Source organism: Streptomyces sp. NPDC018263 (assembly GCF_055562575.1).
Genome location: NZ_JBVHFA010000005.1, coordinates 470043 through 496357, shown reverse-complemented (window position 1 = coordinate 496357; position 26315 = coordinate 470043). Strand labels below are relative to the sequence as shown.

The 26315-nt window shown below is 72.3% G+C and carries 27 protein-coding genes and 1 tRNA gene; 13 read left to right on the top strand and 15 right to left on the bottom strand.

What is annotated here, in order from left to right:
* The first annotated feature begins 47 nt into the window (after positions 1 to 47).
* The 4 genes from ACZ3HQ_RS17875 to ACZ3HQ_RS17860 are packed head-to-tail and all read left to right on the top strand — an operon-like array spanning position 48 to position 2191.
* The gene (locus ACZ3HQ_RS17875) at positions 48 to 437 is read left to right on the top strand and encodes a hypothetical protein (protein ID WP_078858580.1); all 390 of its coding nucleotides are present in this window, start codon (positions 48 to 50) and stop codon (positions 435 to 437) included.
* A complete protein-coding gene (locus ACZ3HQ_RS17870) occupies positions 434 to 1264 on the top strand; it encodes a transcriptional regulator (protein WP_467511912.1) in 831 nt (276 codons plus the stop codon). Before ACZ3HQ_RS17875 ends, ACZ3HQ_RS17870 begins: the two co-directional genes overlap by 4 nt.
* 31 nt (positions 1265 to 1295) lie before the next feature.
* Positions 1296 to 1796, top strand: a complete 501-nt coding sequence (locus ACZ3HQ_RS17865) for a roadblock/LC7 domain-containing protein (protein WP_467511910.1) — start codon at positions 1296 to 1298, stop codon at positions 1794 to 1796.
* A gap of 23 nt (positions 1797 to 1819) precedes the next feature.
* Positions 1820 to 2191, top strand: a complete 372-nt coding sequence (locus ACZ3HQ_RS17860; protein WP_467511908.1) for a roadblock/LC7 domain-containing protein — start codon at positions 1820 to 1822, stop codon at positions 2189 to 2191.
* A gap of 1 nt (position 2192) precedes the next feature.
* On the opposite strand, the gene ACZ3HQ_RS17855 is transcribed toward ACZ3HQ_RS17860, so the two are convergent.
* The 3 genes from ACZ3HQ_RS17855 to ACZ3HQ_RS17845 all read right to left on the bottom strand — a co-directional run bounded on the left by ACZ3HQ_RS17855 (position 2193) and on the right by ACZ3HQ_RS17845 (position 5186).
* Entirely contained in the window at positions 2193 to 2777 is a 585-nt protein-coding gene (locus ACZ3HQ_RS17855) for a hypothetical protein (protein WP_467511906.1), read from the bottom strand.
* Between the two features lie 81 nt (positions 2778 to 2858).
* The gene (locus ACZ3HQ_RS17850; protein WP_467511904.1) at positions 2859 to 3701 is read right to left on the bottom strand and encodes a MurR/RpiR family transcriptional regulator; all 843 of its coding nucleotides are present in this window, start codon (positions 3699 to 3701) and stop codon (positions 2859 to 2861) included.
* 147 nt (positions 3702 to 3848) lie between these two features.
* A complete protein-coding gene (locus tag ACZ3HQ_RS17845) occupies positions 3849 to 5186 on the bottom strand; it encodes an aminotransferase-like domain-containing protein (RefSeq protein WP_467511902.1) in 1338 nt (445 codons plus the stop codon).
* 127 nt (positions 5187 to 5313) lie between these two features.
* Between ACZ3HQ_RS17845 and ACZ3HQ_RS17840 the strand changes: the two genes are divergently transcribed.
* Positions 5314 to 5964: a LysE family translocator gene (locus ACZ3HQ_RS17840; protein WP_467511900.1), complete on the top strand. Its 651-nt coding sequence runs from the start codon at positions 5314 to 5316 to the stop codon at positions 5962 to 5964.
* A gap of 290 nt (positions 5965 to 6254) precedes the next feature.
* Here the strand turns inward: ACZ3HQ_RS17840 and ACZ3HQ_RS17835 are convergent, their stop codons facing one another.
* Positions 6255 to 7646, bottom strand: a complete 1392-nt coding sequence (locus ACZ3HQ_RS17835; RefSeq protein ID WP_467511898.1) for a cystathionine beta-synthase — start codon at positions 7644 to 7646, stop codon at positions 6255 to 6257.
* A gap of 161 nt (positions 7647 to 7807) precedes the next feature.
* Between ACZ3HQ_RS17835 and ACZ3HQ_RS17830 the strand changes: the two genes are divergently transcribed.
* The 3 genes from ACZ3HQ_RS17830 (at position 7808) to ACZ3HQ_RS17820 (ending at position 11274) form a co-directional block, all read left to right on the top strand.
* Positions 7808 to 8830: an SGNH/GDSL hydrolase family protein gene (locus ACZ3HQ_RS17830; protein WP_467511896.1), complete on the top strand. Its 1023-nt coding sequence runs from the start codon at positions 7808 to 7810 to the stop codon at positions 8828 to 8830.
* Between the two features lie 145 nt (positions 8831 to 8975).
* A complete protein-coding gene (locus ACZ3HQ_RS17825) occupies positions 8976 to 10196 on the top strand; it encodes an acetyl-CoA C-acetyltransferase (RefSeq protein ID WP_467511894.1) in 1221 nt (406 codons plus the stop codon).
* Between the two features lie 295 nt (positions 10197 to 10491).
* Positions 10492 to 11274 (top strand): hypothetical protein, encoded by a 783-nt coding sequence (locus ACZ3HQ_RS17820; protein WP_467511892.1) that lies wholly within the window; start codon positions 10492 to 10494, stop codon positions 11272 to 11274.
* Between the two features lie 10 nt (positions 11275 to 11284).
* On the opposite strand, the gene ACZ3HQ_RS17815 is transcribed toward ACZ3HQ_RS17820, so the two are convergent.
* On the bottom strand, positions 11285 to 11596 hold the full coding sequence (locus ACZ3HQ_RS17815) for a hypothetical protein (RefSeq protein WP_343235356.1): 312 nt from the start codon (positions 11594 to 11596) through the stop codon (positions 11285 to 11287).
* Between the two features lie 99 nt (positions 11597 to 11695).
* On the opposite strand from ACZ3HQ_RS17815, the gene ACZ3HQ_RS17810 reads away from it, so the two are divergent.
* A complete protein-coding gene (locus ACZ3HQ_RS17810; RefSeq protein ID WP_467511890.1) occupies positions 11696 to 11926 on the top strand; it encodes a DUF4287 domain-containing protein in 231 nt (76 codons plus the stop codon).
* A gap of 67 nt (positions 11927 to 11993) precedes the next feature.
* Here the strand turns inward: ACZ3HQ_RS17810 and ACZ3HQ_RS17805 are convergent, their stop codons facing one another.
* From ACZ3HQ_RS17805 to ACZ3HQ_RS17785, 5 genes are all read right to left on the bottom strand, one after another.
* A complete protein-coding gene (locus ACZ3HQ_RS17805; RefSeq protein WP_467511888.1) occupies positions 11994 to 12854 on the bottom strand; it encodes a Bax inhibitor-1/YccA family protein in 861 nt (286 codons plus the stop codon).
* A gap of 245 nt (positions 12855 to 13099) precedes the next feature.
* Positions 13100 to 13771 carry a hypothetical protein gene (locus ACZ3HQ_RS17800; RefSeq protein WP_467511886.1) on the bottom strand — a complete coding sequence of 224 codons (672 nt, stop codon included), beginning with the start codon at positions 13769 to 13771 and terminating at the stop codon, positions 13100 to 13102.
* Between the two features lie 136 nt (positions 13772 to 13907).
* Entirely contained in the window at positions 13908 to 15851 is a 1944-nt protein-coding gene (locus tag ACZ3HQ_RS17795; RefSeq protein ID WP_467511884.1) for a zinc metalloprotease, read from the bottom strand.
* A gap of 142 nt (positions 15852 to 15993) precedes the next feature.
* Positions 15994 to 16212, bottom strand: a complete 219-nt coding sequence (locus ACZ3HQ_RS17790) for a hypothetical protein (RefSeq protein WP_030814261.1) — start codon at positions 16210 to 16212, stop codon at positions 15994 to 15996.
* 65 nt (positions 16213 to 16277) lie between these two features.
* Positions 16278 to 16493, bottom strand: a complete 216-nt coding sequence (locus ACZ3HQ_RS17785) for a hypothetical protein (protein ID WP_405555164.1) — start codon at positions 16491 to 16493, stop codon at positions 16278 to 16280.
* A gap of 239 nt (positions 16494 to 16732) precedes the next feature.
* Between ACZ3HQ_RS17785 and ACZ3HQ_RS17780 the strand changes: the two genes are divergently transcribed.
* Together ACZ3HQ_RS17780 and ACZ3HQ_RS17775 are read left to right on the top strand one after the other, a co-directional pair.
* The gene (locus tag ACZ3HQ_RS17780; protein ID WP_467511881.1) at positions 16733 to 17140 is read left to right on the top strand and encodes a helix-turn-helix domain-containing protein; all 408 of its coding nucleotides are present in this window, start codon (positions 16733 to 16735) and stop codon (positions 17138 to 17140) included.
* Between the two features lie 180 nt (positions 17141 to 17320).
* Positions 17321 to 17572 (top strand): hypothetical protein, encoded by a 252-nt coding sequence (locus tag ACZ3HQ_RS17775; protein WP_467511879.1) that lies wholly within the window; start codon positions 17321 to 17323, stop codon positions 17570 to 17572.
* A 37-nt stretch (positions 17573 to 17609) separates the two neighbouring features.
* Here ACZ3HQ_RS17775 and ACZ3HQ_RS17770 read toward each other — a convergent pair.
* Positions 17610 to 17693: transfer RNA gene (locus ACZ3HQ_RS17770), tRNA-Leu, on the bottom strand.
* 389 nt (positions 17694 to 18082) lie between these two features.
* Here ACZ3HQ_RS17770 and ACZ3HQ_RS17765 point away from each other — a divergent pair.
* Together ACZ3HQ_RS17765 and ACZ3HQ_RS17760 are read left to right on the top strand one after the other, a co-directional pair.
* Positions 18083 to 18853 (top strand): ABC transporter ATP-binding protein, encoded by a 771-nt coding sequence (locus ACZ3HQ_RS17765; protein WP_467511877.1) that lies wholly within the window; start codon positions 18083 to 18085, stop codon positions 18851 to 18853.
* Positions 18853 to 21381, top strand: coding sequence for an ABC transporter permease (locus tag ACZ3HQ_RS17760; RefSeq protein WP_467511875.1), 2529 nt, complete (start codon positions 18853 to 18855; stop codon positions 21379 to 21381). Before ACZ3HQ_RS17765 ends, ACZ3HQ_RS17760 begins: the two co-directional genes overlap by 1 nt.
* Positions 21382 to 21439: 58 nt before the next feature.
* Here ACZ3HQ_RS17760 and ACZ3HQ_RS17755 read toward each other — a convergent pair whose 3' ends face one another.
* The 4 genes from ACZ3HQ_RS17755 to ACZ3HQ_RS17740 all read right to left on the bottom strand — a co-directional run bounded on the left by ACZ3HQ_RS17755 (position 21440) and on the right by ACZ3HQ_RS17740 (position 26280).
* Positions 21440 to 22735, bottom strand: coding sequence for a class I SAM-dependent methyltransferase (locus ACZ3HQ_RS17755; protein WP_467511873.1), 1296 nt, complete (start codon positions 22733 to 22735; stop codon positions 21440 to 21442).
* A 192-nt stretch (positions 22736 to 22927) separates the two neighbouring features.
* Positions 22928 to 24310 carry an NAD(P)/FAD-dependent oxidoreductase gene (locus ACZ3HQ_RS17750; RefSeq protein WP_078858577.1) on the bottom strand — a complete coding sequence of 461 codons (1383 nt, stop codon included), beginning with the start codon at positions 24308 to 24310 and terminating at the stop codon, positions 22928 to 22930.
* Positions 24311 to 24784: 474 nt separating this feature from the next.
* Complete coding sequence (locus tag ACZ3HQ_RS17745) at positions 24785 to 25726, bottom strand: Ppx/GppA phosphatase family protein (RefSeq protein WP_467511871.1); 942 nt, start codon at positions 25724 to 25726, stop codon at positions 24785 to 24787.
* Positions 25723 to 26280 carry a DUF501 domain-containing protein gene (locus ACZ3HQ_RS17740; protein WP_030814224.1) on the bottom strand — a complete coding sequence of 186 codons (558 nt, stop codon included), beginning with the start codon at positions 26278 to 26280 and terminating at the stop codon, positions 25723 to 25725. The genes ACZ3HQ_RS17745 and ACZ3HQ_RS17740 overlap by 4 nt, the downstream gene beginning before the upstream one ends.
* Positions 26281 to 26315: the final 35 nt, after the last annotated feature.

Here is a 26315-nt window from a genome sequence, read left to right as displayed (position 1 = left end):
TGTCAGTGTCACTGAGCCGGAGACCCAGGCGGGGAGGGGAGCCCACGGTGCCCGGAATCGACGAATGCTTACTGGAAGCCATGCGGCTGCCCGGCGCCCGGGGGGCGGCGCTGGTGGACTGGACGAGCGGACTGGCCCTCGGCACGGTCGGCGAGGCGCCCGGCGGTGACCACGAGACCACGGCCGCCGAGGCCGCCGAACTGGCCCGGCTGGCAGCCGAGCACGGCGCCTTCTCGGCCGGGGAGAGCGAGGACGGGCGGCCACCGGTCGAGGACGTGATCGTCAGCAACCACGACAGCTATCACCTGCTGCGGTTCGTGGACACCTCCTTCGACAGCAGTGTCTTCCTCCATCTGTGGGTGGGCCGCGCGGAGGGCAACCTCGCGCTCGCCCGGATCAGGCTCGGCGAGATGGCCGACCGGCTGGTGCTGGGATGACCGTGGTGGACATACCCCCGCCACTGCCCGTGCGGGACCGGAGCGACCAGCGCGACCCGTTCGCGGGAGCCCTGTCCCCGATGCTCAGACGGCTGGCGGAGGAAGAGGCCACCGGTGTCCTCGTCCGCGAGCACGGCACGCTCTACCTGGCCCAGGGCAGAGTGGTGCACGCCGAGAGTCCGCTCGCCCCCGGCCTCGGCGTGCTCCTCACGGCCCATGGCACCCTCGCGGCGACCGCCTGGCAGCGGGCCACCGAGCACTCCGCGAGCCCCGCGGACGCCGCCCGGCTGCTGCTCGACGCCGGGCTGCTCCCCGAGGGCGCGCTGGAGCTGTGCCACCTGGACGCGCTGTACGACGCCGGGTACTTCGCCCTGGCGCCGAGCAGCACACCGGGCCGGTTCCGCTACGACGGCACGCCCCGGCTGGGCCCGCTGCCCTCGGTGCCGGTGGTGGCGCTGGAGCGGGAGACGCTGCGCCGGCGCCTGCTGCTGCACCGGCTCTGGCCCGACCCGGCCGCCGACAGCGCCCCGCTGATCCGGGCCGATCCGGTGGGCGCGGCCCAGGTCCCGCCCCGCCGCCGGGCGGTGCTGGAGCGGGTGGACGGGGTCCGTACCGCGCTGCGGATCGCCCACGACCTGGGGCGTCAGGCGTTCCACACCCTGGTGGACGTACGGCGGCTCACCGCGGACGGGCTGCTGGCGCCGGTGCCGGTGCCGACCGCGCCGGACCCGCCGCCCGCGGGGTTCCATCCACCGGCCCCGCTCACCGTCACCGACCCCGACATCGCGCTGCTGAAGAGGCTCAGGAATGCGCTGGAGGCGCTTTGAACGGCAACCGCCCGCCGAGAGGAGAGAGCTGATGCTGCCCGAATCGGACCTGGCCGCCGTCGTGGACGAGCTGCGGCGGCTGCGCGCCCGCGTACCCCAGCTCACCGGCGCCCTGGCGGCGGGCGTCGACGGCCTGGTCGTCGCCCACGACACCCCCGGTGTCGACCCCGACGGGCTGGCGGCGCTCACCGCTGCCTCGCTGGGCGTCGCCGTCCGGCTCGCCGACGCCACCGGAAACGGCGGCTTCCGGGAGCTGCTGGTGCGCGGCGAGCGCGGCTACGTCGCCACCTACGCGGCCGGGCGCACCGCGGTACTGACGCTGCTCGCGCAGGACCGGGTCAACGTCGGGCGGCTGCACCTGGAGGGCCGCCGGGCCGGGGCCCGGGTCGGGGAACTGCTCGACGCCGCCGAGGCCGAGGCCCGGCGCCGTGCGCCGGAGCGGCCCGCCCGGCCCGCGCCCGTCCGTACCCGCGCCGCCACCCGCACTCCGCGGGCCGCGGCCACCGAAACACCTACCGCAACCGAGAGTTGAACCTCCGAAAGGACAGCAGAACCATGGCGAACACCGAAACGGCACTGAAAGAGGCGCTCACCTCCATCGAGGGTGCCACCGGCGTCGCGCTCGTCGACTACACCAGCGGCATGGCGCTGGGCACGCTGGGCGGCAGCAAGACGTTCGACCTGAACGTCGCCGCCGCGGGCAACACCGACGTGATCCGCGCCAAGATGCGCACCATGGAGCACCTGGGGCTCAACGCCGAGATCGAGGACATCCTGATCACGCTGAGCGACCAGTACCACCTGATCCGGCTGTTGAAGGGCCGGGGCGGCAACGGCCTGTTCCTCTACCTGGTGCTGGACGGCCGGGCCAACCTGGCGATGGCCCGGCACCAGTTGAAGCGGATCGAGGGGGACCTGGAGGTCTGAGCTACACCGACGCCGTGGCACGGCGGCGGGCCCCGCCGGGGGTCGCGTCGCCCGCCGCGACTCCGGTGCTCCGCAGCCCCCGTACGGCCTTGCCGGCCGGGGCTCCGCCGCGCCGGTCCAGCCAGTCGACGCGTACCCAGAGGAGCGCGTCCAGCGCCCGTTCGCGGCGCCCGAGCCACCCCGCCTTCAGCCGGAGCCCGGTGCCCGCTCCGGCGAGCAGCAGACCGCCGGCCACGGGCAGGGCGAAGGCGCTGCCGAGGGCGGCGAAGAAGGCGAGCAGCAGCCACCAGCGGTGTCCCCGGCGCCAGTTGCGGGTGGTCACCGCGCGGTCCTGGAGCAGGTCGTACCGTCCCGCGCGGGTCGCACCGGCGGCGAGGGCCGCGTACCGGGGCCGGTGGGCCAGGGCCGTGACGGCGGTGGCGAGGACGAACAGCGCGGCTCCGGCCGCCGCTCCGGCCACGCGCCCGGTCAGCCCCTCCGGCACCGCGCCGAGGGCGGCCGCGAGCACCCCGAGCCTGATCAGCGGGCCCGCTCCGGCCCGTACGACGACGGCCACCCGGGCCAGTCCCTGTCCACCGCGCGCCACGTCGGCCTCCCGCGTCACCGTGTCCGTTGTTCGCGCGGCAGGTTAACGAGGGAACCTGAGACGAGCCTTAGAGCGCGCCGGTCACTCCACGAAGAGCCCGCGCGCCGACGCCCGCGCGTCGAACTCCTCCAGCCGGGCCTGTGCGTCGGGCAACCCGTCGCACAGCGCCTCCAGCAGGACCCGGCCCAGCAGCATCGGCGCGCACGTGGTGTCGAAGGCGAGCCCGGTGCCGACGGCGGCGGGCAGCAGCAGGTCGGAGTACTTGGCGACCGGCGCGAACGCGGAGTCGGCCACCGTGACGATCGTCAGCCCGGCCTCCCTGGCGTAGGCGAGGGTGTCCAGCACCTCGCGCGGGTGCCGGGGCAGCGCGAAGCAGAGCAGCGCGGAGGCACCGGCCCGTACGGCGGCGTCGACGCGGTCCTGCACCATCGAGCCGCCCTCGTCGAGCAGCCGGACGTCGGGGTGGACCTTGGCCGCGAAGTAGGCGAACCCGAACGCCTGCGGGGCGGCGGCGCGCAGGCCCAGCACCGGCAGCGGGCGGGAGGCGGCCAGGACGCGGCCCGCGCGCTGGACGGGGGCGGGGTCGGCGAGGAGTTCCGCGAGGTGGCGCAGGTTCTCGATCTCGGCCTCGACGGCCTGCTGGTACTCGTTGAACGCGCCGTTGTCCGCGGCCGGTTCGGCGGGGACCACCTCGCGCAGATGGCGGCGGAGCGCCGGGTAGCCGTCGAAGCCGAGGGCGACCGCGAACCGGGTGACGGAGGGCTGGCTGACCCCGGCCAGCTCGGCCAGTTCCACGCTGGACAGGAACGGCACGTCGGCCGCGCGGCGCACCATGCTGTGCGCGATGCGGCGCTGGGTGGGCGTGAGCCGGTGCCCCTCGAAGAGCGCCTGCAACCGGTTCGCAGGGCTGTCGCTCGCGCTCATGCCGCGCTCCCCCTCCAGATGTCGTCGGGTCCCGGGCGCCCCGCGCGGAAAGTACGGAGGGTACAGCGCCGGGGCGGGGTCGGGCACCGTCACCTATTCAGCCACGGCACCCCTTGCATACCTTTATACAGCGCGGGAGGCGGCCCGTCAGTCCGCGAGCAGATCCTCCGGGGCGGACCGGGCGATGCCGGCCAGGGTGTCCAGGGCGGGGCCGAGGGCGTCGGCGGGCGGGGAGGCGAGGGCGAGGCGGACCGCGTGCGGGGCGCTGTCGCGGCGGACGGCGAAGGCGGCGGCCGGGGCGACGGCGATGCCGTGGCGGGCCGCGGCGGCGACGAAGGTGTCCGCGCGCCAGCCGTCGGGCAGCCGCCACCAGCAGTGGTAGGCGCGCGTGTCCCCGCGCACGCCGAACCCGTCGAGCCGCTGGGCCGCGAGCGCCTGCCGTACGGCCGCGTCCCGCCGCTTGTCGGCCACGAGCCGGTCGGCGGTGCCGTCGCGCTGCCAGCGCCGCATGACCTCCAGGGCGAACCGCATCGGGGTCCAGCCGCCCGAGCGCAGTGAGGTGGCCAGGGCGTCGGTGCGGGCGGGCGGTGCGACGAGGAAGCCGAGGGTGAGGCCGGGGGCGACGCGCTTGGAGAGGCTGTCGACGAGCACGGTCCGCTCAGGCAACAACGCTGCCAGCGGCGGGAGTTCGCCGCGCAGGAAGCCCCAGACGGCGTCCTCGACCACGGGGAGGTCCAGCCGGGTCAGCACCTCCGCGAGCGCGGCCCGCCGGGCGGGCGGGGCGGTGAGCGAGAGCGGGTTGTGCAGGGTCGGCTGCGTGTACACGGCGTGCAGCGGGGCGCGCCGGTGGGCCTGCTCGACGGCTTCGGGGACGAGCCCCTCGTCGTCCATGGCGAGCGGCACGAGAGTGACGCCGAGCCGGGCGGCGACCGTACGGATGACGGGGTACGTCAGCTCCTCGACCCCGAGCCGGCCGCCGGGCGGGACCAGGGCGGCGACGGCGGCGGAGACGGCCTGGCGGCCGTTCCCGGCGAACAGCACCTGGCCGGGGCCGGGACGCCAGCCGCCTCGGGCGAGCAGGTCGGCGGCGGCTTCGCGGGCGGCGGGGGTGCCTGCGGCGCCGACCGGGCGGAGGGCGTCACCGAGGATGTCGGGGCGGGTCAGCGGGGCCAGGCCCTCGGCCAGCAGGGCGGCGTGGCCGGGCAGGGTGGAGTGGTTCAGCTCCAGGTCGACGCGGGCGGCGGCCGGTTCGGTGAGGGCGGGGGCGGCGGACTCGGCTTCGGCGCGGACGTAGGTGCCCCGGCCGACCTCGCCGACGGTGAGGCCGCGGCGGGCGAGTTCGCGGTAGACGCGGGTGGCGGTGGACTCCGCGATGCCGTGCCGGCGGGCGAACGTGCGCTGCGGGGGCAGGCGGTCGCCGGGGCGGAGGGCTCCGCCGCGGATCTCCTCGGCCACGGCATCGGCCACGCTCCGGTAGTCGCTCACTCCGGCCCCCTTTCACGACATTGCCCCGAGAACAATAGCGGCTATTGCACCGAGAATTGACGGCTCATAGCCTCAAGGCAATACCGCTCAAGCACCCGGCTCAAGCACCCGACGGGGGGACTCTTCCATGCTCATCGAGCCCAGCGCCGCCCTGGGGGTGACGGTGGTGGCCCTCGGGATGGTCCTCACCCCGGGCCCGAACATGATCTACCTGGTCTCCCGCAGCATCACCCAGGGCAGACGCGCCGGGCTCATCTCCCTCGGCGGGGTGGCCCTCGGCTTCGTCGCCTACCTGCTGGCGGCGAACCTCGGCCTCTCGGTGCTCTTCCTCGCGGTGCCGGAGCTGTACGTCGCGGTGAAGCTGGCCGGCGCGGGATACCTCGCGTACCTGGCCTGGTCGGCGCTGCGGCCGGGCGGCGTCTCGGTCTTCGCCCCGCGCGAGGTCCCGCCGGACTCCCCCCGCAGGCTCTTCACGATGGGCCTGATGACGAATTTGCTCAACCCCAAGATCGCCATCATGTACCTGTCCCTGATCCCCCAGTTCGTCGACCTGGACCGGGGTCACGTCCTCACCCAGGGCCTCCTCCTGGGCGCCTGCCAGATCGCCGTGAGCGTCGCGGTGAACCTGGCCATCGTCCTGGCAGCCGGCACCATCGCCACGTTCCTGTCCCACCGCCCGTCCTGGCTGAAGCTCCAGCGCTACGCGATGGGCACGGTCCTGGGAGCCCTGGCCATCACCTTGGCGGCGGACACGTCGGGGCCGGGCGCGGCGGGCTGAGACCCCCGTGGAAGAACATTCGCGGGGACCGCCGCACCCCCGGTGAAGGGGGGCGGGACGACGGCGGTCCCCGCGAAGGACGCGGGTCGGGTCAGGCCCGGGCGCGTCCGAGGCGCCGTGGGAGGTCCGGGAGCCGCTCCGGAGTTTCCTGGGCGCCGTTCGGCGCCGACACGGGCGGGGAGCCGCTCCCACCCTTGCCGACGCCCCTACTGTGCCGGGCCCGTGTTAAGCACGTGCTGCGCGCACGTGACACGCTCGTGCCGCTTGGACCACGGCCCGGTCAAGGGCGCTCAGTGATGGGCGCCCTTGGCGAGGAAGGACAGCAGGTCCTGGCGGCTGACGACGCCGGTCGGCTTGCCCTCGACCAGGACGATCGCCGCGTCCGCCGCGCCGAGCACCGTCATCAGGTCGCCCACCGGCTCGCCGGAGCCGACCTGCGGCAGCGGGGCCGACATGTGCTTCTCCAGGGCGTCGCCGAGCGAGGCCCGCTGGGAGAACAGGGCGTCCAGCAGCTCCCGCTCCACGACCGAGCCGACGACCTCGGCGGCCATCACGTCCGGGTGACCGGCGCCCGGCTTCACGACCGGCATCTGCGAGACGCCGTACTCGCGCAGCACCTCGATGGCCTGGCCGACGGTCTCCTCGGGGTGCATGTGGACCAGGGACGGGATGACACCGCCGGCCTTGTCCTTGAGCACGTCGGCGACACGGGCGCTGGGGCCCTCGTCCTCCAGGAAGCCGTAGTCGGCCATCCACTCGTCGTTGAAGATCTTCGACAGGTAGCCGCGGCCGCTGTCCGGGAGCAGGACGACGACCACGTCGTCCGGGCCGAGGTCCTCGGCGACGCGCAGCGCGGCGACGACCGCCATGCCGCAGGAGCCGCCGACGAGCAGGCCCTCCTCCTTGGCGAGGCGGCGGGTCATCTGGAAGGCGTCCTTGTCGGAGACCGCCACGATCCCGTCGGCCACGTTCCGGTCGTAGGCGGACGGCCAGAAGTCCTCGCCGACGCCCTCGATCAGGTACGGGCGGCCCGAGCCGCCGGAGTAGACGGAGCCCTCCGGGTCGGCGCCGATGACCTTGACCTTGCCGTCGCTGGCGTCCTTCAGGTAATTGCCGGTGCCGGAGATGGTGCCGCCGGTGCCGACGCCCGCGACGAAGTGGGTGATCTTCCCCTCCGTCTGCTCCCACAGCTCGGGGCCGGTCGAGTGATAGTGCGAGAGCGGGTTGTTCGGGTTGGAGTACTGGTCCGGCTTCCACGCGCCCGGCGTCTCACGGACCAGCCGGTCGGACACGTTGTAGTAGGAGTCCGGGTGCTCGGGGTCCACGGCGGTCGGGCAGACCACGACCTCGGCGCCGTAGGCGCGCAGCACGTTGATCTTGTCCATGCTGACCTTGTCGGGGCACACGAAGATGCACTTGTACCCCTTCTGCTGCGCCACGATGGCGAGCCCGACACCGGTGTTGCCGCTGGTCGGCTCGACGATCGTGCCTCCGGGCTTCAGCTCCCCGCTCGCCTCGGCCGCCTCGATCATGCGCAGCGCGATGCGGTCCTTCACGGAACCGCCGGGGTTGAAGTACTCCACCTTGGCCAGGACGGTGGCCTGGATGCCCTCGGTCACGTTGTTGAGCCTCACCAGCGGGGTGTTGCCGACGAGGCTGATCATCGAGTCGTGGAAATGCACCGTTGTCTCCGGTTGCTTGCAAAAAACTGTGGTCGTCGTGGTTGTGCCAGCCTACGGCCAGCGGGAGGAGATGCGGACGGCCCTTCACTCAGTGTGGAGATTGGCGCACATGCCGTACGGGGCAAGGAGTGGGTACGGCTACGAGGAGGTGGCGGCGACGCATGACGAGCATGTCGAGGGCGAGAGTGGCCCGGCGCATCGCGGCCGGGGCGGCGTACGGCGGTGGCGGGGTCGGACTGGTGGGGGCGGCCGCCGTCGGACTGCTGCTGACGGAGATGCGGATGGCGCGGCGCCATGTGAACAACGGTGGCTCGGGCGGCCGGGTCCCCCTGGCGGACGGTGTGTACGGCGCGGGGTACGGGCGGTTCGGCGAGCCCCCGCTGCGGCTGGCGATGCTGGGCGACTCCACGGCCGCCGGGCAGGGCGTGCACCGGGCGGGCCAGACACCGGGCGCACTGCTGGCGTCCGGGCTGGCGGCGGTGGCGGAGCGGCCTGTGTCACTGCGCAACGTCGCCCTGCCGGGCGCCACCTCGGACGACCTGGAACGGCAGGCGGCGCTGGTGCTGGCCGCCCCGATCACCGCGCCCGACATCTGCGTGATCATGATCGGCGCCAATGACGTCACCCGCCGCATCCCGCCCACCCGCTCGGTCCGGCACCTGTCGGCGACGGTACGGCGGCTGCGCTCGGCCGGTGCCGAGGTGGTCGTCGGCACCTGTCCCGACCTCGGCACCATCGAGCCGGTGCGGCAGCCGCTGCGCTGGCTGGCCCGGCGCGCCTCGCGGCAGTTGGCGGCGGCGCAGACCATCGGCGCGGTGGAGCAGGGCGGCCGGACGGTGTCGCTGGGCGACCTGCTGGGCCCGGAGTTCGCGGCCAACCCCCGCGAGCTGTTCGGCCCGGACCACTACCACCCCTCGGCCGAGGGGTACGCGACGGCGGCGATGGCGGTGCTGCCCACCCTCTGCGCGGCGCTCGGCCTGTGGCCGGCCGAGGAGGAGGGCCCGGACGCCTCGCGCCGGGAGGGCTTCCTGCCGGTGGCCCGCGCGGCCGCCGAGGCGGCGTCGGAGGCGGGTACGGAGGTCGCGGCGGCGATGCCGACCGGGCCGCGCGGCCCGTGGGCGCTGCTCAAGCGGCGCCGGCGCCGCCGGGTCCGGGAGACGGAACCGGTCACGCCCTCTGGCTGAAGCGGCCGGGCGGTGTGACACTGGCCAAGCAAGCGCTTAGACAATTGCGGCCAGTGTCACACCGCCGCACCGGTGACCCGGACCATACGTACGGGTAACTTCCGACTCGGCCCTGCCCGAATTCCCGTAAGCCTCTGGAGCCGTGATGCCCGAAGCCGTCATCGTGTCGACCGCCCGCTCCCCCATCGGCCGCGCCTTCAAGGGCTCCCTGAAGGATCTGCGGCCGGACGACCTCACCGCCACGATCATCCAGGCGGCGCTCGCCAAGGTCCCCGAGCTGGACCCCAGGGACATCGACGACCTGATGCTCGGCTGCGGCCTGCCCGGCGGCGAGCAGGGCAACAACCTCGGCCGGATCGTGGCCGTGCAGATGGGCATGGACCACCTGCCGGGCTGCACGATCACCCGTTACTGCTCCTCCTCGCTCCAGACCTCCCGCATGGCGCTGCACGCCATCAAGGCGGGCGAGGGCGACGTCTTCATCTCGGCCGGTGTCGAGATGGTCTCCCGCTTCACCAAGGGCAACTCCGACAGCCTGCCGGACACGCGCAACCCGTTCTTCGCCGAGGCCGAGGCCCGCACCGCGGCCGTCGCCGAGCAGGAGGGCACCACCTGGCACGACCCGCGCGAGGACGGCCTGGTCCCGGACGCCTACATCGCCATGGGCCAGACCGCGGAGAACCTGGCCCGGCTCAAGGGCATCAGCCGCCGCGAGATGGACGAGTTCGGCGTCCGCTCGCAGAACCTCGCCGAGGAAGCCATCAAGAACGGCTTCTGGGAGCGCGAGATCACCCCGGTCACGCTGCCCGACGGCACCGCGGTCGGCAAGGACGACGGCCCGCGCGCGGGCGTCAGCCTGGAGGGCGTCGAGGGCCTGAAGCCGGTGTTCCGCCCCGACGGCCTGGTCACCGCGGCCAACTGCTGTCCGCTGAACGACGGCGCCGCCGCCCTGGTCATCATGAGCGACACCAAGGCCCGCGAGCTGGGCCTGACCCCGCTCGCCCGCATCGTCTCCACCGGTGTCTCCGGCCTGTCCCCCGAGATCATGGGCCTCGGCCCGGTCGAGGCGAGCAAGCAGGCGCTGAGCCGCGCCGGTCTGGGCGTCGGCGACATCGACCTGGTCGAGATCAACGAGGCGTTCGCCGCCCAGGTGATCCCCTCCTACCAGGAGCTGGGCATCGACCTGGACCGGCTGAACGTCAACGGCGGTGCCATCGCGGTCGGCCACCCCTTCGGCATGACCGGCGCCCGCATCACCGGCACGCTGATCAACTCCCTGCAGTTCCACGACAAGCAGTTCGGTCTGGAGACCATGTGCGTCGGCGGCGGTCAAGGCATGGCCATGGTCATCGAGCGCCTGAGCTGAACCCCTTTTGATCGACCCTCGGTGACCGTCTCCGCACGGTCGGTCGAGAACGGCCCAGAACCCGGTAAAGCCCCCTGGTTCTGGGCCGTTTTGTGATCCAATCTCCCCCAGGGTGTGACCTATCTCGCTCGCTGGGGGAATCGGCGCAGGTCAGTGCCGTGAGCCGAGTGACACCTGAGGCCGCCGAGGCCAAAACCCTGTCCGTTTCGTGACGTTACGCACTGACAGGCGGTCAGTCCACCCTTCAAGCTGAGGTAGGAAGTCGGGGGTCGACTTTGAACCTGGGAGTACGTCAGTGAGCGCCATGTCCATCGCCCTGCTGCTCACCACGGCCGCCACGGGCGCCGTGGGCGTCGCCGTCCTGTGCACCGTGCTGCGGCTGCGCCGCCAGCTCGCCGAGCTGCACACCCAGCTCGCCGCGAACCAGGCGGCGGAGATCCGCGCGCTGCTGCCCGCGGCCCGCACCACCGCCGACGCGGAGGAGATACGCGAGGCCGTGGCCGCCGCGCTCGCCGAGGAGCGGGAGCGCGAGCTGGCCGAGGCCCGCGCCTTCTGGGCCGCGCAGGAGGTCCGCGACCTCTCCGACGCCCCGCCCCCGCTGTACGGCCTGGACGCCGACACGTTCCTGCCCCGCGCCTCCGACTTCGCCGGCCTGGAGCCGGTGTCGGAGCCGGCCACCGAGCCGGACGAGTTCGCCGGCGACTCCCCCGAGCTGGCCGCGGCCCGCCGCCGCCACCCCTCGCACCCGGACTTCGTCCCCGTGCAGTCCCCGGTGGGCGACGAGGAGGACCGCGCCGTCACCGTCCTGGAGCGGCTCTCCATGGAGGGCACCGCCCTCGCCGACGTCCGCCCCGGCCCGCTGGGCACGCTCGATGTCTACGTCTTCGCCGACGGCACCACGCTGTGCATGACGCCGGGCCACCGCGAGACCGCCGAACGGCTGGCCGCCGCGCTCCAGGAGGGCGAGGCCCCCTGTCTGCTGGGCGGCTCGGGCATCTCCGGCGCCTTCACCCTGACCTTCGCCTGCGGCGAGGAGACGGTGTACGTCCTCGCCGACCGGGTCATCGCCTCGCTGTAGGCCCCGCCCCTCAGACACCGGCCCGCTTGCGGGCCTCCTCGACCAGCTCGACCGCCTCCGCGAGCTGGTCCTCGCCCCGCAGCGCGACCGCCAGGTCGTGCCCGGCCACCGTGATCTGGTCGGCCGCCGCGAACATCCCGGCGTCCGGCATCTCCCGCGGCTCACTGCCCGGCTCCTCCAGCTCCTGCGCCCGCCGCGCCAGCTCCCGCGCCACCGCCAGCGCCTCGGCGGCCGCGCCGCGCTGCAGCCGGCTCTGCGGGGCGGCCCGCAGCCGGTCGGCGAAGAGTTCCACTGCTTTGGTCAGGGGCGTCGTATCCAGCACGCGCCGAGCGTAACGCGGGCACTGTTGCCAAGCGGCCCGTGCTCGGGCACGGTGACCTGAAGGACCGGCCTTAAATTCCCCTTGTGTCCGGAGGCGCCGATGTCCCAAGTCTTCTCCGAGGAGACCCACCGCAACCTGCTCGCCCGCATCCCGCACTGCACCGGCCGTGAAGTCGCCGACTGGCTGCGCGCCGTCGACGAGGGGCCTTCCCTCTTCCGCTTCGAGGACAAGGTCAACTGGCTCCGGCACGAGCACAACCTCGCGTACGGCCACGCCAAGGCCCTCGTCCACGAGTACGACCTGAGGAGGGCCGCGCGGAAGCTGGGCTGACCCGGCCCGCACATGCCAAAGGGCCCCCGGTGCGCGTGCACCGGGGGCCCTCCGTCGCGCCGGGGCGCTAGTCGTTGTTGCTGAAGATGGCGACCAGGCGCAGCATCTCCAGGTAGATCCAGACCAGGGACACGGTGAGTCCGAAGGCGGCGAGCCAGGACTCCTCGCGCGGGGCGCCGTAGGCGATGCCGTCCTCGATCTGCTTGAAGTCCAGCGTCAGGAAGAACGCGCCGAGCAGGATCGCGATGACACCGACGATCGCGCCCAGCGGGCCCATGCCGCGCAGACCGCCGTCCGGGGCGATGCCGAACGCGACCAGCAGCAGGTTCACCACCATGGCCAGCACGAACGCGATGGCGATGGCCATGCCGATCCGGGCGTACCGGGCGGTGACGCGAATCCAGCCGGCCTTGTAGACCAGCAGGGTGGCGGCGGAGACCGCCATGGTGCCGAGCACCGCCTGGAAGGGGGCGCCGCTCCAGCGGCTGTTGTACATCTCGCTGATGACCCCGAGGAAGACGCCCTCGAAGGCCGCGTATCCCAGGATCAGCGCGGGCGACGGCTTGCGCTTGAAGCTCTGCACCAGCCCCAGGACCATGGCGACGAGCGCGGACCCGAAGGCCAGCGCGAAGCTGGTCGGGGAGACCGGCAGCAGCGCCCAGGCGAGCACCGCGCCGAGGACGACGACGCCCAGCGTGGTCGCCGAGCGGACGATCACGTCGTCCATCGTCATCCGGCCGGCCGCGGGCGGAGCCTGCGGCGGCGCACCCTGGCCGACGGTGGTCTGCGCGTACGGGTTCTGCGCGTACGGGTTCTGGCCGTACGGGTTGCCCTGCGCGTACCCGGCCTGCGGTGCGATGTCGAAGCCTGCGTAGCCGTTGTCGCGGCCGAACCCTCGGCGCGAGAAGACCGGGTTGCTGCTCCTCATTTCACTCCTCCATGGCTGCCGTGCGCAGCCTTGGCTCAAGAGTAATGGATTGGCAAAGGACCGTCAGTGCTCCTCAAGGAGGATCTTTCCTTCGCCGTGCTTGACCAACGCACCACGCGGGAGCCATGTTCCCGGCCCGGTCGTTTTATATGCGCAGGCCCGCGCGGAAGAGGCCGGCCGCCGGTCCCCGCGGGAGGCGCTCACGGGAACCGGCGGCCGGCCGGGAAGGACGGTCAGGCAGGGGGTCAGTGGCCCGGCCAGCCGTCCAGTCGGCGGTGCAGGGTGACGTCCGGCTTCTCGGTGCCCTTGGGCGCCTCGGCCACGGCCGTCCGGAGGATGCCGTTCACCTCGCCCGCGAGGGCGTCCACCCGCGTCCGCAGCTCGGTGGCGGGCAGCGTGGACCGGGTCAGCGCGTCCAGCCTGCGGTGGATGTCGGCCAACTGGCGGCGGGCCCCGGCGTCCAGGGTGAGCCGGTGGGGCGTGGAGACGACGAACTGGTAGGCGCCGGCCAGGGTCTGGCAGCCGTCGCAGTACTTGTTGGCCGCGTCGCTGACGTTGACCGCCTTCAGGTGGTGCGCGTCCCCGGCGACCGTGACGATCTGGAAGGACAGCGCGACCGAGCGGCAGTGGTCGTCCACCGAGCAGCCCACGGAGACCGCGCGCGCCTGGTTGCGCACGGAGGTCGCGTCGACCTTACCGAACTGGCGGATGGTGAAGGAGTCGCGGGCCTGGGTGTGGTGGAGCCGGTTGGCGCCTGTGAACACGCTGTCCGACACCACCGCGGCGGACCTGGCGGGCCCGGTCGCGGCGTGCGCCGGCACGGCGGTGGCCACGCCCGCGGCCCCGGCGGCGAGAAGGACGGTACGGACGGCCCGCCCGTTGAACGGACCGCTGCGTGGTTTCCGGTGGCTGCTCATGGGTTCTCTCCCGAGGAATGAAGGACGTGCTGATGAGGGGCCGCGATGGGGGAAGGGAGGACGACACCAGGACGGCGGACCGCCGCCGCGGTGGCGTCGCGGGTCCGGCTACCGGCGCGGACCGGTCCCCGTCCGGTCAGGACGTGGACACCGGGGCCGGTGGACCGCTGGTGGGCGGCTCCGTCGTGGGCGCGGTCGAAGGCGTCGGCGTGGCGCTCTCCGACGGGACCGACGACGTCTCCGTGACCGGGGGCGGCGGCTGCTGCGGGGACGGGTCGCCGCCCGGCGCCGCGCCGGTGCTGCTCTCGCTCTGCCGGGGTCCGTCCCCGCCGCGCGTCGGCTTGTCCGGTGCCGTCGACGCGGCGGCGGACGACTGCGGCGCGGAGGCCGAGGCGCCGTCCGAGGCGCCGGCGCCCGGATCGCCCGGCCCGCCCTTGGCCGGCGCTCCCGGCGGGACGGACGGCTCGCCGGAGGCCGCGCCCGGCCCGCCGGATTTGCCTTCCGGACCGGCGCCCGGTGTGGAGGCGTCCGGGGACGGCGGTGGTGTGGTGGGCACCCCCGGCTGGAGGATCGGCGCGATGGGCGGCTTCTTCGGCAGCGGCTGCGGGGTCGCCCCGGACATCCAGGCGTAGGCGAGGCCGCCGAGCCCGGCGAGCAGCAGCCCGCACAGCGCGACGCGCAGCGCGGGCCGCCCGGCCGTGGAGCGCTTGGCGAGCCGGAACAGCCGGCCGCCGATCTTCACGGTGAGGTAGAGGACACCGGCCATCGGGAACAGCAGCATCAGCGTGCCGAGCACCCCGACGAGGCCGGGCAGCACATCCCCGTGAGCGAACGCCGACCCCGTGCCGGTGACCTGCTCGGTGAGCGAGCGGATCATCGTGCTGACGATCCGGGGCAGGTTCCACAGCCCGTAGCCCAGCTCCCCGATGATCAGCGGCACCATGGTCAGCACCCAGGTGGCGACGATGGTGCGCGTGGACTTCTTCAGCCCCGCGACCTCCTGGCGGGCCGACCGGCCCCGCTCCCCCGGCACCAGGGAGAGCAGGATCGGCTTGATCTTGCCGTACAGGTCCGGGACGCCCGCGAGGTCGCCCAGGATGTAGTAGCCGTCCAGGCGGACGGCGGGCATGAGCTGTTCCAGGATCTCGAAGTGGCCGAGGTAGACCGCGGCCAGGAAGAACTGCTCCCCGGTGGCGAAGTAGGCGCCGGCCATGGCCAGCATGAAGACGACGTTGAAGTACACCCCGCCGAAGTCGGTGCGGATGCGCCCGGCCTTGCTGATCCGGTAGACGTCGGTGACATCGGTGTACATCGACGGCCAGATGAGGAAGAGCCCGCAGCCGATGCAGCCGGGTCTCGCCCCGCCGTACCGGCACGCGGAGGCGTGGCCGAACTCGTGGAAGACGAGCGAGGCCACGGTGAGCACGAAGACCAGCAGGATGAGCACCGGCTGGTCCAGCACCTCCAGCACCGGCTCGATCGCGCCGAAGAAGCCGAACAGCCAGACGTCCATGACGACGGCCGCCAGCAGCACCGCCGCGACCACCACCGGCCGGTGCAGCCAGGTCAGCGACCTGGCGATCCGGGCGGTGCGCCGCTCGTCGAAGATGACCCGGTGGCCCTTGAGGGCGAGCAGCAGGTCGGAGCGCGGGGCGTCGACCTCGTCGCTCTCCTGGCCCTCCGGGACCGTCACGCCCAGCGGGTCGAGCTTGTTCTCCACGAGGTAGCGGATGTTCTCCCCGCTGACCTCGCGGCCGAAGCGGGCGCTGACCCGGTGGGCGATCGTGTCGTCGTCGCGGACCCCGTCGACGGACGACGCCACCAGGTACAGCAGCCGCGAGAGCTGCACGACCTGCCCGTCCCCCCGACGGGCGATGTACTTGGGCTCGGTGAAGCCCGAGCCCTGGTACTCACCGTGCAGCCGCAGCCCCGCGCTGAGCCGCGGGACGGGCCGGGCCGGCACCCCGGCCGCCGGCAGGCTGCCGGTCGCCACCTGCTCGTACGTCACCGGCCAGCCACCGGGTCCGGGCAGCGGTCCGGTGTCGTAGAGCGTGGTCGTGCCGTTCCCCAGCACCGTCACCTGTGGTCTCCCCCCACATCGATGCCGCACCGATGCCACGTCGGTGCCGCCGCACCGCCGCGCTTCCCCCGGCATGACCGGGGGCGGACCGCCCCGCACTCGGGCGCGGTCCGCCCCCGTGACCGCCGTCGCGGCGGTGGTGCTACTGCTTGACGCTGATCGTCTGTCCGGCCTGCGACTGGGCGTCCGACCACAGCGAGTGGTCGTTGAGCGCGGCGGACTGGTTGGCGGCCTCGATGTTGGCCACGTGCTTGGTGACGTTGACCGTCTTGTTGAAGCTGAACTTCAGCTTGCCCAGGGCCTCGCGGCCCGGCAGCAGCTCGGCGGACTCGGCGTCCAGGTCGCGCATGTCCATGCTCATGGTGGTGTTCCCCTCTTACCGTGCTTGTCGTGCTTGGCTTGCCTGGTGCTTCCCGACGGTCCGGGCTACTGGCTGACGCTGATGGCCTGCGAGGCGCCGGAGCTGGCGACGGACCACGCCGAGTGGTCGTTGAGCGCGGCCGACTGGTTGGCCGCCTCGATGTGGGCGACGTGCTTGGTGACGTTCACCGTCTTGCCGAAGCTGAACTTCAGCTTGCCGAGGGCCTCGCGGCCGGGCAGCAGTTCGGCGGACTCGGCCTCGAGCTCGTGGGCGTCCATCATGGTGATTCCCCCTCGGGAAATGGGCATTTCCGGTCGGACCGAGTCAGGTTCCCCCCGGACTCTGTCCAACTTGGTCGGACGTACTGTCCAACGAGATTGGACACTAGGCCCTCGCGGCGGCTGCCCGCAACCCTTTTGGGTCATCACTCTTTCGGCGGGTCGGCTACTCGCCCGTAGACTCCCTCCCGACAGGGACGTGCGGCCGAGCGGCGAGCAGGACGAGCAGGAGGTGACCAACGGTGGCCAACGCACTGCAGCAGTTGATCCGCGAGCGCCTGGACCGCGAGGGCTGGTCCTACGGCGAAGTGGCACGTCGCGGCGGCGTCCCCCGCTCCACCGTCCACCACCTGGCCACCACCGAGCGCGTGGTGCGCATGCCTCAGGCCGGCACCCTGGAGGGTCTCGCCAAGGGGCTCGAACTCCCGCTGGACACCGTCCGCCGGGCGGCCGCCGAGGCGTGCGGCATCCATGTGTACGGCAGCGGAGCCGGTGCGGACGACGCCCCGGCCACGCCCCGCTCCGGCGACCCCGAGGTGGACCTGCTGATCGCCAGCGTGCAGCGGCTGTCGTCCGACGACCGCAGACACGTCACCGCGCTGGTGGAGTCCCTGCTCGGCCGGGCGGCGAAGCCGGAACAGCGGGACTGAGCCCCGTACCGGGGCGCGACGCGGAGTGTCCGGGCGGCGCCCCGAGGCGGCCGTGCTTCCGTCAACTCGGAAAAAGAAAGCAACTCCACCCGAACAGGCCGAGATCCCCCGCTAGTCTCTCGTCCTGCCCGAGGAGCGAGAGCCGCACGACCACGGGCCCTTGGGGGGAACGTGTTGTTGGTGCATGGCGGCCCGGCCACCGCGGTGGTCCGGGGCCCGGACGGCGAGTCCGTCGTCCTCCTGTCCGGCGAACTCCCCGAGGTCCTCACCGACCAGGCGGTCCACGAGCTCCTCGACCTCGCCGCGGCCATCCTGGACACCGCCGAACTGGCCCTCTTCCGCACCTGCCTGGACACCCTGCGCGCGAACGGCATGCGAGCGGGCCGCAGCATCGAGGTCGACGGCGCGGTGCTCACGGTGTACGAGGGCTGAGCCGACGGCCTCGGCCGGCCCGTCACGACAAGGAATGTGCCCGGAGCCGGACTCGAACCGGCACGCCCGCGAAGGGGCAGCGAGGTTTAAGCTCGCCGTGTCTGCATTCCACCATCCGGGCAGGCCGTGGGCTCCGCATTCGAGATCCAGAGCCTATCGGGAGGGCTCACTCGGACAGCGGAAAAAACGGACCGACGTTGTCTTATTTTATTGATGTCTGAGGGTGCATCAGACCACGGAACGAGCCATCCGCACTTGCCAACAGCCTGCCGGGACGCCCACGCACCCGTACGCGGAATGACGGAATTTCACCTACCGAACAAGGGCGGTCCCCCTGTTCCTGGTGGTACGCCCCCTCAGGGTCGGCCGTCCTCCCCAGGTATGACACGGAGCGGCTCCGTCCGACCGGAGTCGCGGTAGGGAACGGGAACAGCGGCTGACCGAATGGCCGCCGGGAACGGGAACGATGGGAACAGACCCCCGAGACCCGTCCGACAGGAGCCCCACCCCGTGACCACCACACCCACCACCGGCAGGACCACCGCCGTGGCCGCGCGCGCCGCGGAGCTGTCGAAGATCTACGGGCAGGGTGAGACCCGAGTGGTCGCCCTGGACCGGGTCTCCGTCGACTTCCGGCAGGCCGAGTTCACCGCGATCATGGGCCCGTCCGGCTCCGGCAAGTCCACGCTGATGCACTGCGTTGCCGGACTGGACTCCTTCTCCTCCGGCTCGGTGCGCATCGGCGAGACCGAACTGGGCTCGCTGAAGGACAAGCAGCTCACACGGCTGCGCCGGGACAAGATCGGCTTCATCTTCCAGGCGTTCAACCTGCTCCCGACGCTGACCGCGCTGGAGAACATCACGCTGCCGATGGACATCGCGGGCCGCAAGCCCGACAAGGAGTGGCTGGACCGCGTCATCGGCATGGTGGGCCTGTCCGGGCGCCTCACGCACCGCCCCTCCCAGCTCTCCGGCGGCCAGCAGCAGCGCGTCGCCGTGGCCCGCGCGCTGGCCTCCAAGCCGGAGATCATCTTCGGTGACGAGCCGACCGGAAACCTCGACTCCCGCTCCGGCGCCGAGGTGCTGGGCTTCCTGCGCAACTCGGTGCGCGAACTGGGCCAGACGGTGGTCATGGTGACCCACGACCCGGTCGCCGCCGCCTACGCGGACCGGGTGGTCTTCCTCGCCGACGGCCGGATCGTGGACGAGGTCCAGGACCCGACGGCCGACTCGGTCCTCGACCTGATGAAGCGCTTCGACGCGAAGGGCCGTACGAGCTGATGTTCCGCACCGCGCTGCGCAACGTCCTCGCGCACAAGGCCCGGCTGATGATGACGGTGCTCGCCGTCATGCTCGGCGTCGCCTTCGTGTCCGGGACGCTGGTCTTCACCAACACCCTCTCCCGCGCCTTCGAGAACAGCTCCGCCCAGGGCTTCGACGGCGTCGACGTGGCCGTACGGGCCAAGCACCAGGCCGCCGACGGCGACCGGGTCGGCTCCACCCCGGACCTGACCCCGGCGCTCCTCGCCAAGGCCGAGAAGGTGCCCGGCGCCGCCTCCGCCACCGGTGTGGTCAGCGGCTTCACCGCGCTGGCCGACAAGCACGGCAAGCTGGTCGGTGACGGCTGGCAGTCCATGGGCGGCAACTACTGGGGTACCGAGGACCCCCGGTACAAGCTCGTCTCCGGCCACGCCCCGCACGGCAAGGGCGAGTTGCTGATCGACTCCGAGACCGCCCGCCGCACCGGCTACGACGTCGGTGACACCGTCCGCCTCTCGGTCGACGGCCCGGTCCTCACCCCGCGCGTGGCCGGCGTCTTCACCACCGACGACGGCAACGTGGCCGCGGGCGGCAGCCTCACCCTCTTCGACACGCCCACCGCGCAGACCCTGCTCGGCAAGAAGGGCACGTACGACGAGATCGACGTGACCGCCGCGCCCGGCACCAGCCAGAGCGCCCTCAAGGCCGCCCTGGACAAGGCACTCCCGAGGGGTCAGGTCAGCACCACCACCGGCGAGCAGCTCGCCGCCGACCAGGCCGAGCAGATCTCCTCCTCGATGAGCGGTCTGCGCCAGGCGCTGCTGGTGTTCGCGGGTATCGCCCTGTTCGTCGGCACCTTCATCATCGCCAACACCTTCACCATGCTGGTCGCCCAGCGCACCAAGGAACTCGCCCTGCTGCGCGCGGTCGGCGCCTCGCGCGGCCAGGTCACCCGCTCGGTGCTGACCGAGGCGCTCGCCGTCGGCACGGTCGCGGGCGTGGCGGGTCTGGCCGCCGGTGTCGGCATCGGCGCCGGACTGCGCGCCCTGCTGAACTCCTTCGGCGCGAGCATGCCGGACGGGCCGCTGGTGGTCACGCCGGGCACGGTCGTCGCCGCGCTCGCCGTCGGCATCGTCATCACCGTGCTCGCCGCCTGGCTGCCCGGCCGCCGGGCGGCGAAGATCCCGCCGGTCGCGGCGATGAGCAGCGTGCACGCGACCGCCACCACCCGCTCGCTGGTGGTGCGCAACACGATCGGCATCCTGTTCGCGGCGGCCGGCGCGGCCGTGGTGCTCGCGGCCACCACCATGAACACCGACACGGGCCAGGGCGCGATGGGCCTCGGCGCGGTCCTGCTGATCATCGGCGTGTTCGTGCTGACCCCGCTGCTGTCCCGCCCGCTGATCGCGGCGGCCGCCCCGCTGCTGCGCCTGTTCGGCGTCTCGGGCCGCCTGGCCCGGCAGAACGCGGTGCGCAACCCGCGCCGTACGGCGGCCACCGCGTCCGCGCTGATGATCGGCCTGACCCTGATCACCGGCATGACGGTGATGGCGGGCAGCCTCCAGAAGTCGGTCGACAAGATGGCCGCCGCCTCGATCCGCGCGGACTACGTCGTCTCCATGGCCAACCACACCCCGCTCTCCCCGAACGTGGCCACCAGACTGGCCGCCACCGACGGGGTCACCGCGTCGAGCCCGCTGCGCAACGGCGCCTCCCGCATCGGCGGCGAGACCGAGTACCTGACCGGTGTCACCGGTTCGGCGATCGGCGAGCTGACCGACCTGAAGGTGCGGCAGGGCACGTTCGACGTGTCCGGCGACCGGATCGTGGTGGACGCCGAGCGGGCCGAGGAGCACGGCTGGAAGGCCGGTTCGAAGCTGACCGCGCACTTCGAGGACGGCAAGCAGGCCACGCTGACCGTCGCCGGGGTGTACGAGGGCAACGAGATGATCCGCGGGATCATGATCGACGACAAGACGCTCACCCCGCACCTGCGCGCCCCGGCCGACATGCAGGTCCTGGTCCGCACGGCGGACGGCGCCTCGGACGCGACCAAGGACCGGCTGGCCAAGGCCCTCGGCTCCAACCCGGCGATCCAGGTGCAGGACAAGCAGGACATCACCGACGGCATCGCCAAGATCTTCACGCTGATGCTGAACCTGGTCTACGGCCTGCTCGGCATGGCCGTGGTGGTCGCGGTGCTCGGTGTCATCAACACGCTGGCCATGTCGGTGTTCGAGCGCTCCCAGGAGATCGGGATGCTGCGCGCCATCGGCCTGGAGCGCGGTTCGGTGAAGCGGATGGTCCGCCTGGAGTCCCTGGTGATCTCGCTGTTCGGCGGGGTGCTGGGCATCGGGCTCGGCGTGTTCTTCGGCTGGGCGGCCGGTGAGCTGCTGGGCACGAAGATGGCGACGTACGAGCTGGTGCTGCCCTGGTCCCGGCTGGTGCTGTTCCTGCTGCTGGCGGCCCTGGTGGGCGTGCTGGCGGCGCTGTGGCCGGCCCGGCGCGCGGCCCGGCTGAACGTGCTCGGCGCGATCAAGGCCGAGTAGCCCCCGGGCAGTCGTGGGGCCCCGTTCCGGGTTCGGAGCGGGGCCCCACTGCCGTCTGTCAGGAGTTCCAGGTGCGGGTGCGCGCCGGGAGACCCGAGGTGCCGGACTCCGGGGTGCGGACGGCCAGGACCTGGTTGACGCCGATCTGGTTGCGCTCGAAGGCCAGCGCGGAGGCGGCCATGTACAGCCGCCACACGCGGGACCGGCCGAACCCGGCGAGCCGGGTGGCGCGGGCCCAGTCGCCCTCCAGGTTGGTCACCCAGGCGCGCAGGGTGCGGCCGTAGTGCTCGCGCAGCGACTCCACGTCCCGCACCTCGAACCCGGCGCGCTCCAGCATGGTGACGGTGGTGCCCAGCGGCGCGAGTTCGCCGTCGGGGAAGACGTAGGAGTCGATGAACGCGTCCACCTCGTACGCCGTCTCGTCCTGCTGGGGGCGGCGGGCGATCTGGTGGTTGAGCAGGCGTCCGCCGGGCTTGAGCAGGCCGTACAGGTCGCGGGCGTAGTCCAGGTAGCGTTCGGCGCCGACGTGTTCGGCCATGCCGATGGAGGAGATCGCGTCGTAGGGGCCGTCGCGGACGTCGCGGTAGTCCTGGACGCGGATCTCGACGCGGTCGGTGAGGCCCTCGTCGGCGACGCGCTTGCGGGCGAAGGCGGCCTGCTCCTGGGAGAGGGTGATGCCGACGACACTGACGCCGTGCTCGCGGGCGGCGTGGATCGCCATGGAACCCCAGCCGCAGCCCACGTCCAGCAGCCGCTGACCGGGCTTCAGACCGAGCTTCCGGCAGACCAGTTCCAGCTTGTCGCGCTGGGCGGTCTCCAGGGAGCTGTCGTCCTCCCAGTAGGCGCAGGAGTACACCATGGACGGGCCGAGGACGAGGGCGTAGAAGTCGTTGCCCACGTCGTAGTGGTGGCTGATGGCCCGCTTGTCGGTGCGCCGGGTGTGCAGGTGGCGCCGTCTGCGGACCTCCTCGCGCGGCGGGGCGGGCGGCAGCGGCGGCCCGACGAGCCGGATCAGGTCGCGGACGGCGGCCCGTGCGGCCGGGTCGCGCACCGTGTCGGCGAGGGAGCGTCCGCCGCCCTCGTCGTCGTGCTCCCAGAGCAGGCCGGCCATGGCGCCGAGAGCGGTGTACAGGTCGCCCTCGATGTCCAGGTCCCCGGCCACCCAGGCGCGGGCCATGCCCAGTTCGCCCGGCTTGAACAGCATGCGGCGCAGGGCGCGCCGGTTGCGTACGACGATCACGGGAGCCCCCGGCGGCCCGGCCTGGGAACCGTCCCAGGCACGCACCCGCACCGGGAGGGGCGCTCCCAGCAGTTGTTCGGCAACACTCACCAAGCGCGACGCGGCGTCGGCCATGACGCACACCTCCAAGACGACGATCCCGGATGTCCGTTACCACGTAAACACCGTGCCGTACCCGGCACAGTCCCGCATTGGGGTTACGACAGGGCAAAACAGGGGCCGCGGCCCGGAACGCCGAAGGACCTCCCGCACCACGGATGGCGGGAGGTCCTTCGGGTCGAGCAGGGTCGGGCTGCTGACCGGGGGTCAGCTCGCCTTGGCCTTCTCCTCGGTCTTCGGCGCGGCGGCGACCGGGGCGGGCTTGGCGGCCTCGTAGAACTCCTCGCGCGGGTGCTCCATGGCGCCGAGGGCGACGACCTCGCGCTTGAGGAACATGCCGAGGGTCCAGTCCGCGAAGACGCGGATCTTGCGGTTGAAGGTCGGCATGGCCAGACCGTGGTAACCGCGGTGCATGTACCAGGCGAGACGGCCCTTGAGCTTGATCTTCATCTTGCCCATGACGATCATCGCCACGCCCTTGTGCAGGCCGAGGCCCGCAACGGCGCCCTTGTTGGCGTGCTCGTAGTCCTTCTGCGGGAAGCCCCGCATGCCGGAGACCACGTTGTCGCCGAGGACCTTGGCCTGGCGCAGCGCGTGCTGGGCGTTCGGCGGGCACCAGGCGTTCTCGTTGCCCGCCTTGCGGCCGACGAGGTCGGGAACCTGGGCGTTGTCACCGGCGGCCCAGATGTAGTCGGTGCCGGTGACCTGGAGGGTCGGCTGGCAGTCGACGTGGCCGCGCGGGCCGAGGGGCAGACCGAAGCGGGTCAGGGCCGGGTTGGGCTTGACGCCCGCGGTCCAGACGATCGTGTCGGAGTCGACCTCGAGGCCGTTCTTCAGCACGACGTGGCCGTCGACGCAGGAGTCCATCGAGGTGGAGAGGTAGATCTCCACACCGCGGCTCTCCAGGTGCTCCTTGCCGTACTGGCCGAGCTTGGGGCCGACCTCGGGGAGGATCTTGTCGGCGGCGTCGACCAGGACGAAGCGCATGTCCTCGCGGGACACGTTCTTGTAGTACTTGGCGGCGTCGCGGGCCATGTCCTCGACCTCGCCGATGGTCTCCGCGCCCGCGAAGCCACCGCCGATGAAGACGAAGGTGAGCGCCTTGCGGCGGATCTCCTCGTCGGTCGTGGAGTCGGCCTTGTCGAGCTGCTCCAGGACGTGGTTGCGCAGACCGATGGCCTCTTCGATGCCCTTCATGCCGATGCCCTGCTCGGCGAGGCCGGGGATCGGGAAGGTGCGCGAGACCGCGCCCATGGCGATGACCAGGTAGTCGAACGGCAGCTCGTACGCCTCGCCCACGAGGGGGGCGATCGTGGCGACCTTGCGGTCCTGGTCGATGGTGGTGACCCGGCCGGTGAGGACCTCCGCCTTCGGCAGCACGCGTCGCAGCGGTACGACGACGTGCCGGGGGGAGATGTTGCCGGCGGCGGTTTCGGGGAGGAAGGGCTGGTAGGTCATGTACGACCGGGGGTCGACGACCGTGACGGTCGCCTCTCCGAAGCGCATCTTCTTGAGGATGCGCCGAGCTGCGTACAGGCCTACGTACCCACCGCCTACTACGAGGATCCTGGGACGCTCCGTGGTGCTCATGCCATCGAGTATCCACCCGCCCCGTGGGGGTAGCTCGTGCGCCCCTTCACAAGGTTGGAGAGGGGGTGTGTTATCCTCCGCCGCCCGCGTGACGCAGGTCATGTTCACAAGGGGGAACCCCACGTGATCCCGACCCGTTGTCAATGGCGCTTGAGCTGGCTTTCCGCCCCTCCGACCCCTCACGCGACACCCCGCGCGGGCGCTCCGGACACCCCCGCGAAACCCTGCCGCAATACGGTCGTGATCATGCGTCAGCGGCCCTCCGGCCCCCGAACGGGTCAATGCGGACCCTCGCGTCCCCCACCGGGGCTGATTTCCTTGTGAAGAACTTCACGAAGGTTTCCGCCAGAGCCCCGCGAAGCGGCGTGTCGACCGCCCCGCGGGGGCGCTCAAACGACGTCCCGGCTGCTCAGCCGCACACTACTGGACGGTAACAAGCCATGCCGGTACGGGCGTCGGAGCGGTCGGGCGCGGTCAGGCGATGGACCACGCGATGCCGTCGAGGATGTCGTGCTCGCTGACGACGACCTCCTCGGCGCCGGTTCGCTCCATGATCGAGAGGAGCACCAGGGCGCCCGCGCCGATCACGTCCACCCGGCCGGGGTGCATGCAGGGGATCTCCGCGCGCTCGGCGTGCGAGGAGCTGAGCAGCCACTCGGTGATCTGGCGGACGCGGGCCCGCGAGATCCGGGAGTGGTGGATGCGCGCGGATTCGTACTCCGGCAGTTCCAGCGCGATGGCGGCCACCGTGGTGACCGAGCCCGCGAGCCCGACCAGGGTGCGCGCCTCGTCGAGCGGCACGGTCTCGGCGGCCAGGTCCAGCGCGGCCGCGATGTCCGTCCTCATGGCGGCCACCTGCTCGTGCGCCGGCGGGTCGGTGACCTTGCCGTCGTGCACCAGGTGCCGCTCGGTCAGCCGCACACAGCCGATGTCCACCGACCGCGCGGCGCCCACGTGGTCGTCCCCGACGACGAACTCGGTGGAGCCGCCGCCGATGTCCACCACCAGGTAGGGCTTGTCGAAGTGGTCGCCGCCGGACAGCTCCCTGGTCGCGCCGGTGAAGGAGAACTCGGCCTCCTGGTCGCCGGTGATGACCTCCGGCTCCACACCGAGGATGTCCACCACCCCGCGCACGAACTCGTCCCGGTTCTCCGCGTCGCGCGAGGCGGAGGTGGCGACGAACCGCACCCTGGTCGCGCCGAGTTCGCGGATGACCTGGGCGTACTCCCGGCAGGCGGCGAAGGTGCGCTCCAGCGCCTCGGGGGCGAGGCGGCCGGTGCGGTCGACGCCCTGGCCGAGCCGGACGATCGTCATCCGGCGGTCCAGGTCGGTCAGTTCGCCCGTCTCGGGGTCGGCGTCCGCGACCAGCAGGCGGATGGAGTTGGTGCCGCAGTCCACGGCGGCCACGCGCGTCATCGCTGCTCCTCCGCACCGGACTCGGCCTCGGCCGCGCAGGCGCCCGGCACCACGCAGGGGCCCTTCGCCCACCACTCGGGCAGCATGGCGATGGCCTCGTCGCCCAGCGGGTTCACGCCCGGCCCGGCGGCCAGCGAGTGGGCGACCAGGACGTGCAGGCACTTCACCCGGTCGGGCATGCCGCCCGCGCTGGGGAAGCCCGCCAGCACCTCGATCTCGTCCCGGCGCCGGATGTAGTCCTCGTGCGCCGCCCGGTAGGCCGCGGCCAGCTCCGGGTCGGTCTGCAGCCGCTCGGTCATCTCCTTCATGACGCCGTTGGCCTCCAGCGTGCCGATGGCCGAGGCGGCGCGGGGGCACGTCAGGTAGTACGTCGTCGGGAAGGGCGTGCCGTCGGGCAGCCGGGGCGCCGTCTCCACGACGTCCGGCTGGCCGCAGGGGCAGCGGTGGGCGATGGCCCGCAGGCCGCGCGGCGGGCGGCCGAGCTGGAGCTCGAAGGCGGCGATGTCCGCCTCGGTGGGCTCGGTGCGCGGGGTGTGGGGCGGGGGCGTTTCCATGACTGCTTCCGTAAGTGGCTTGTCTTCGGTCACCG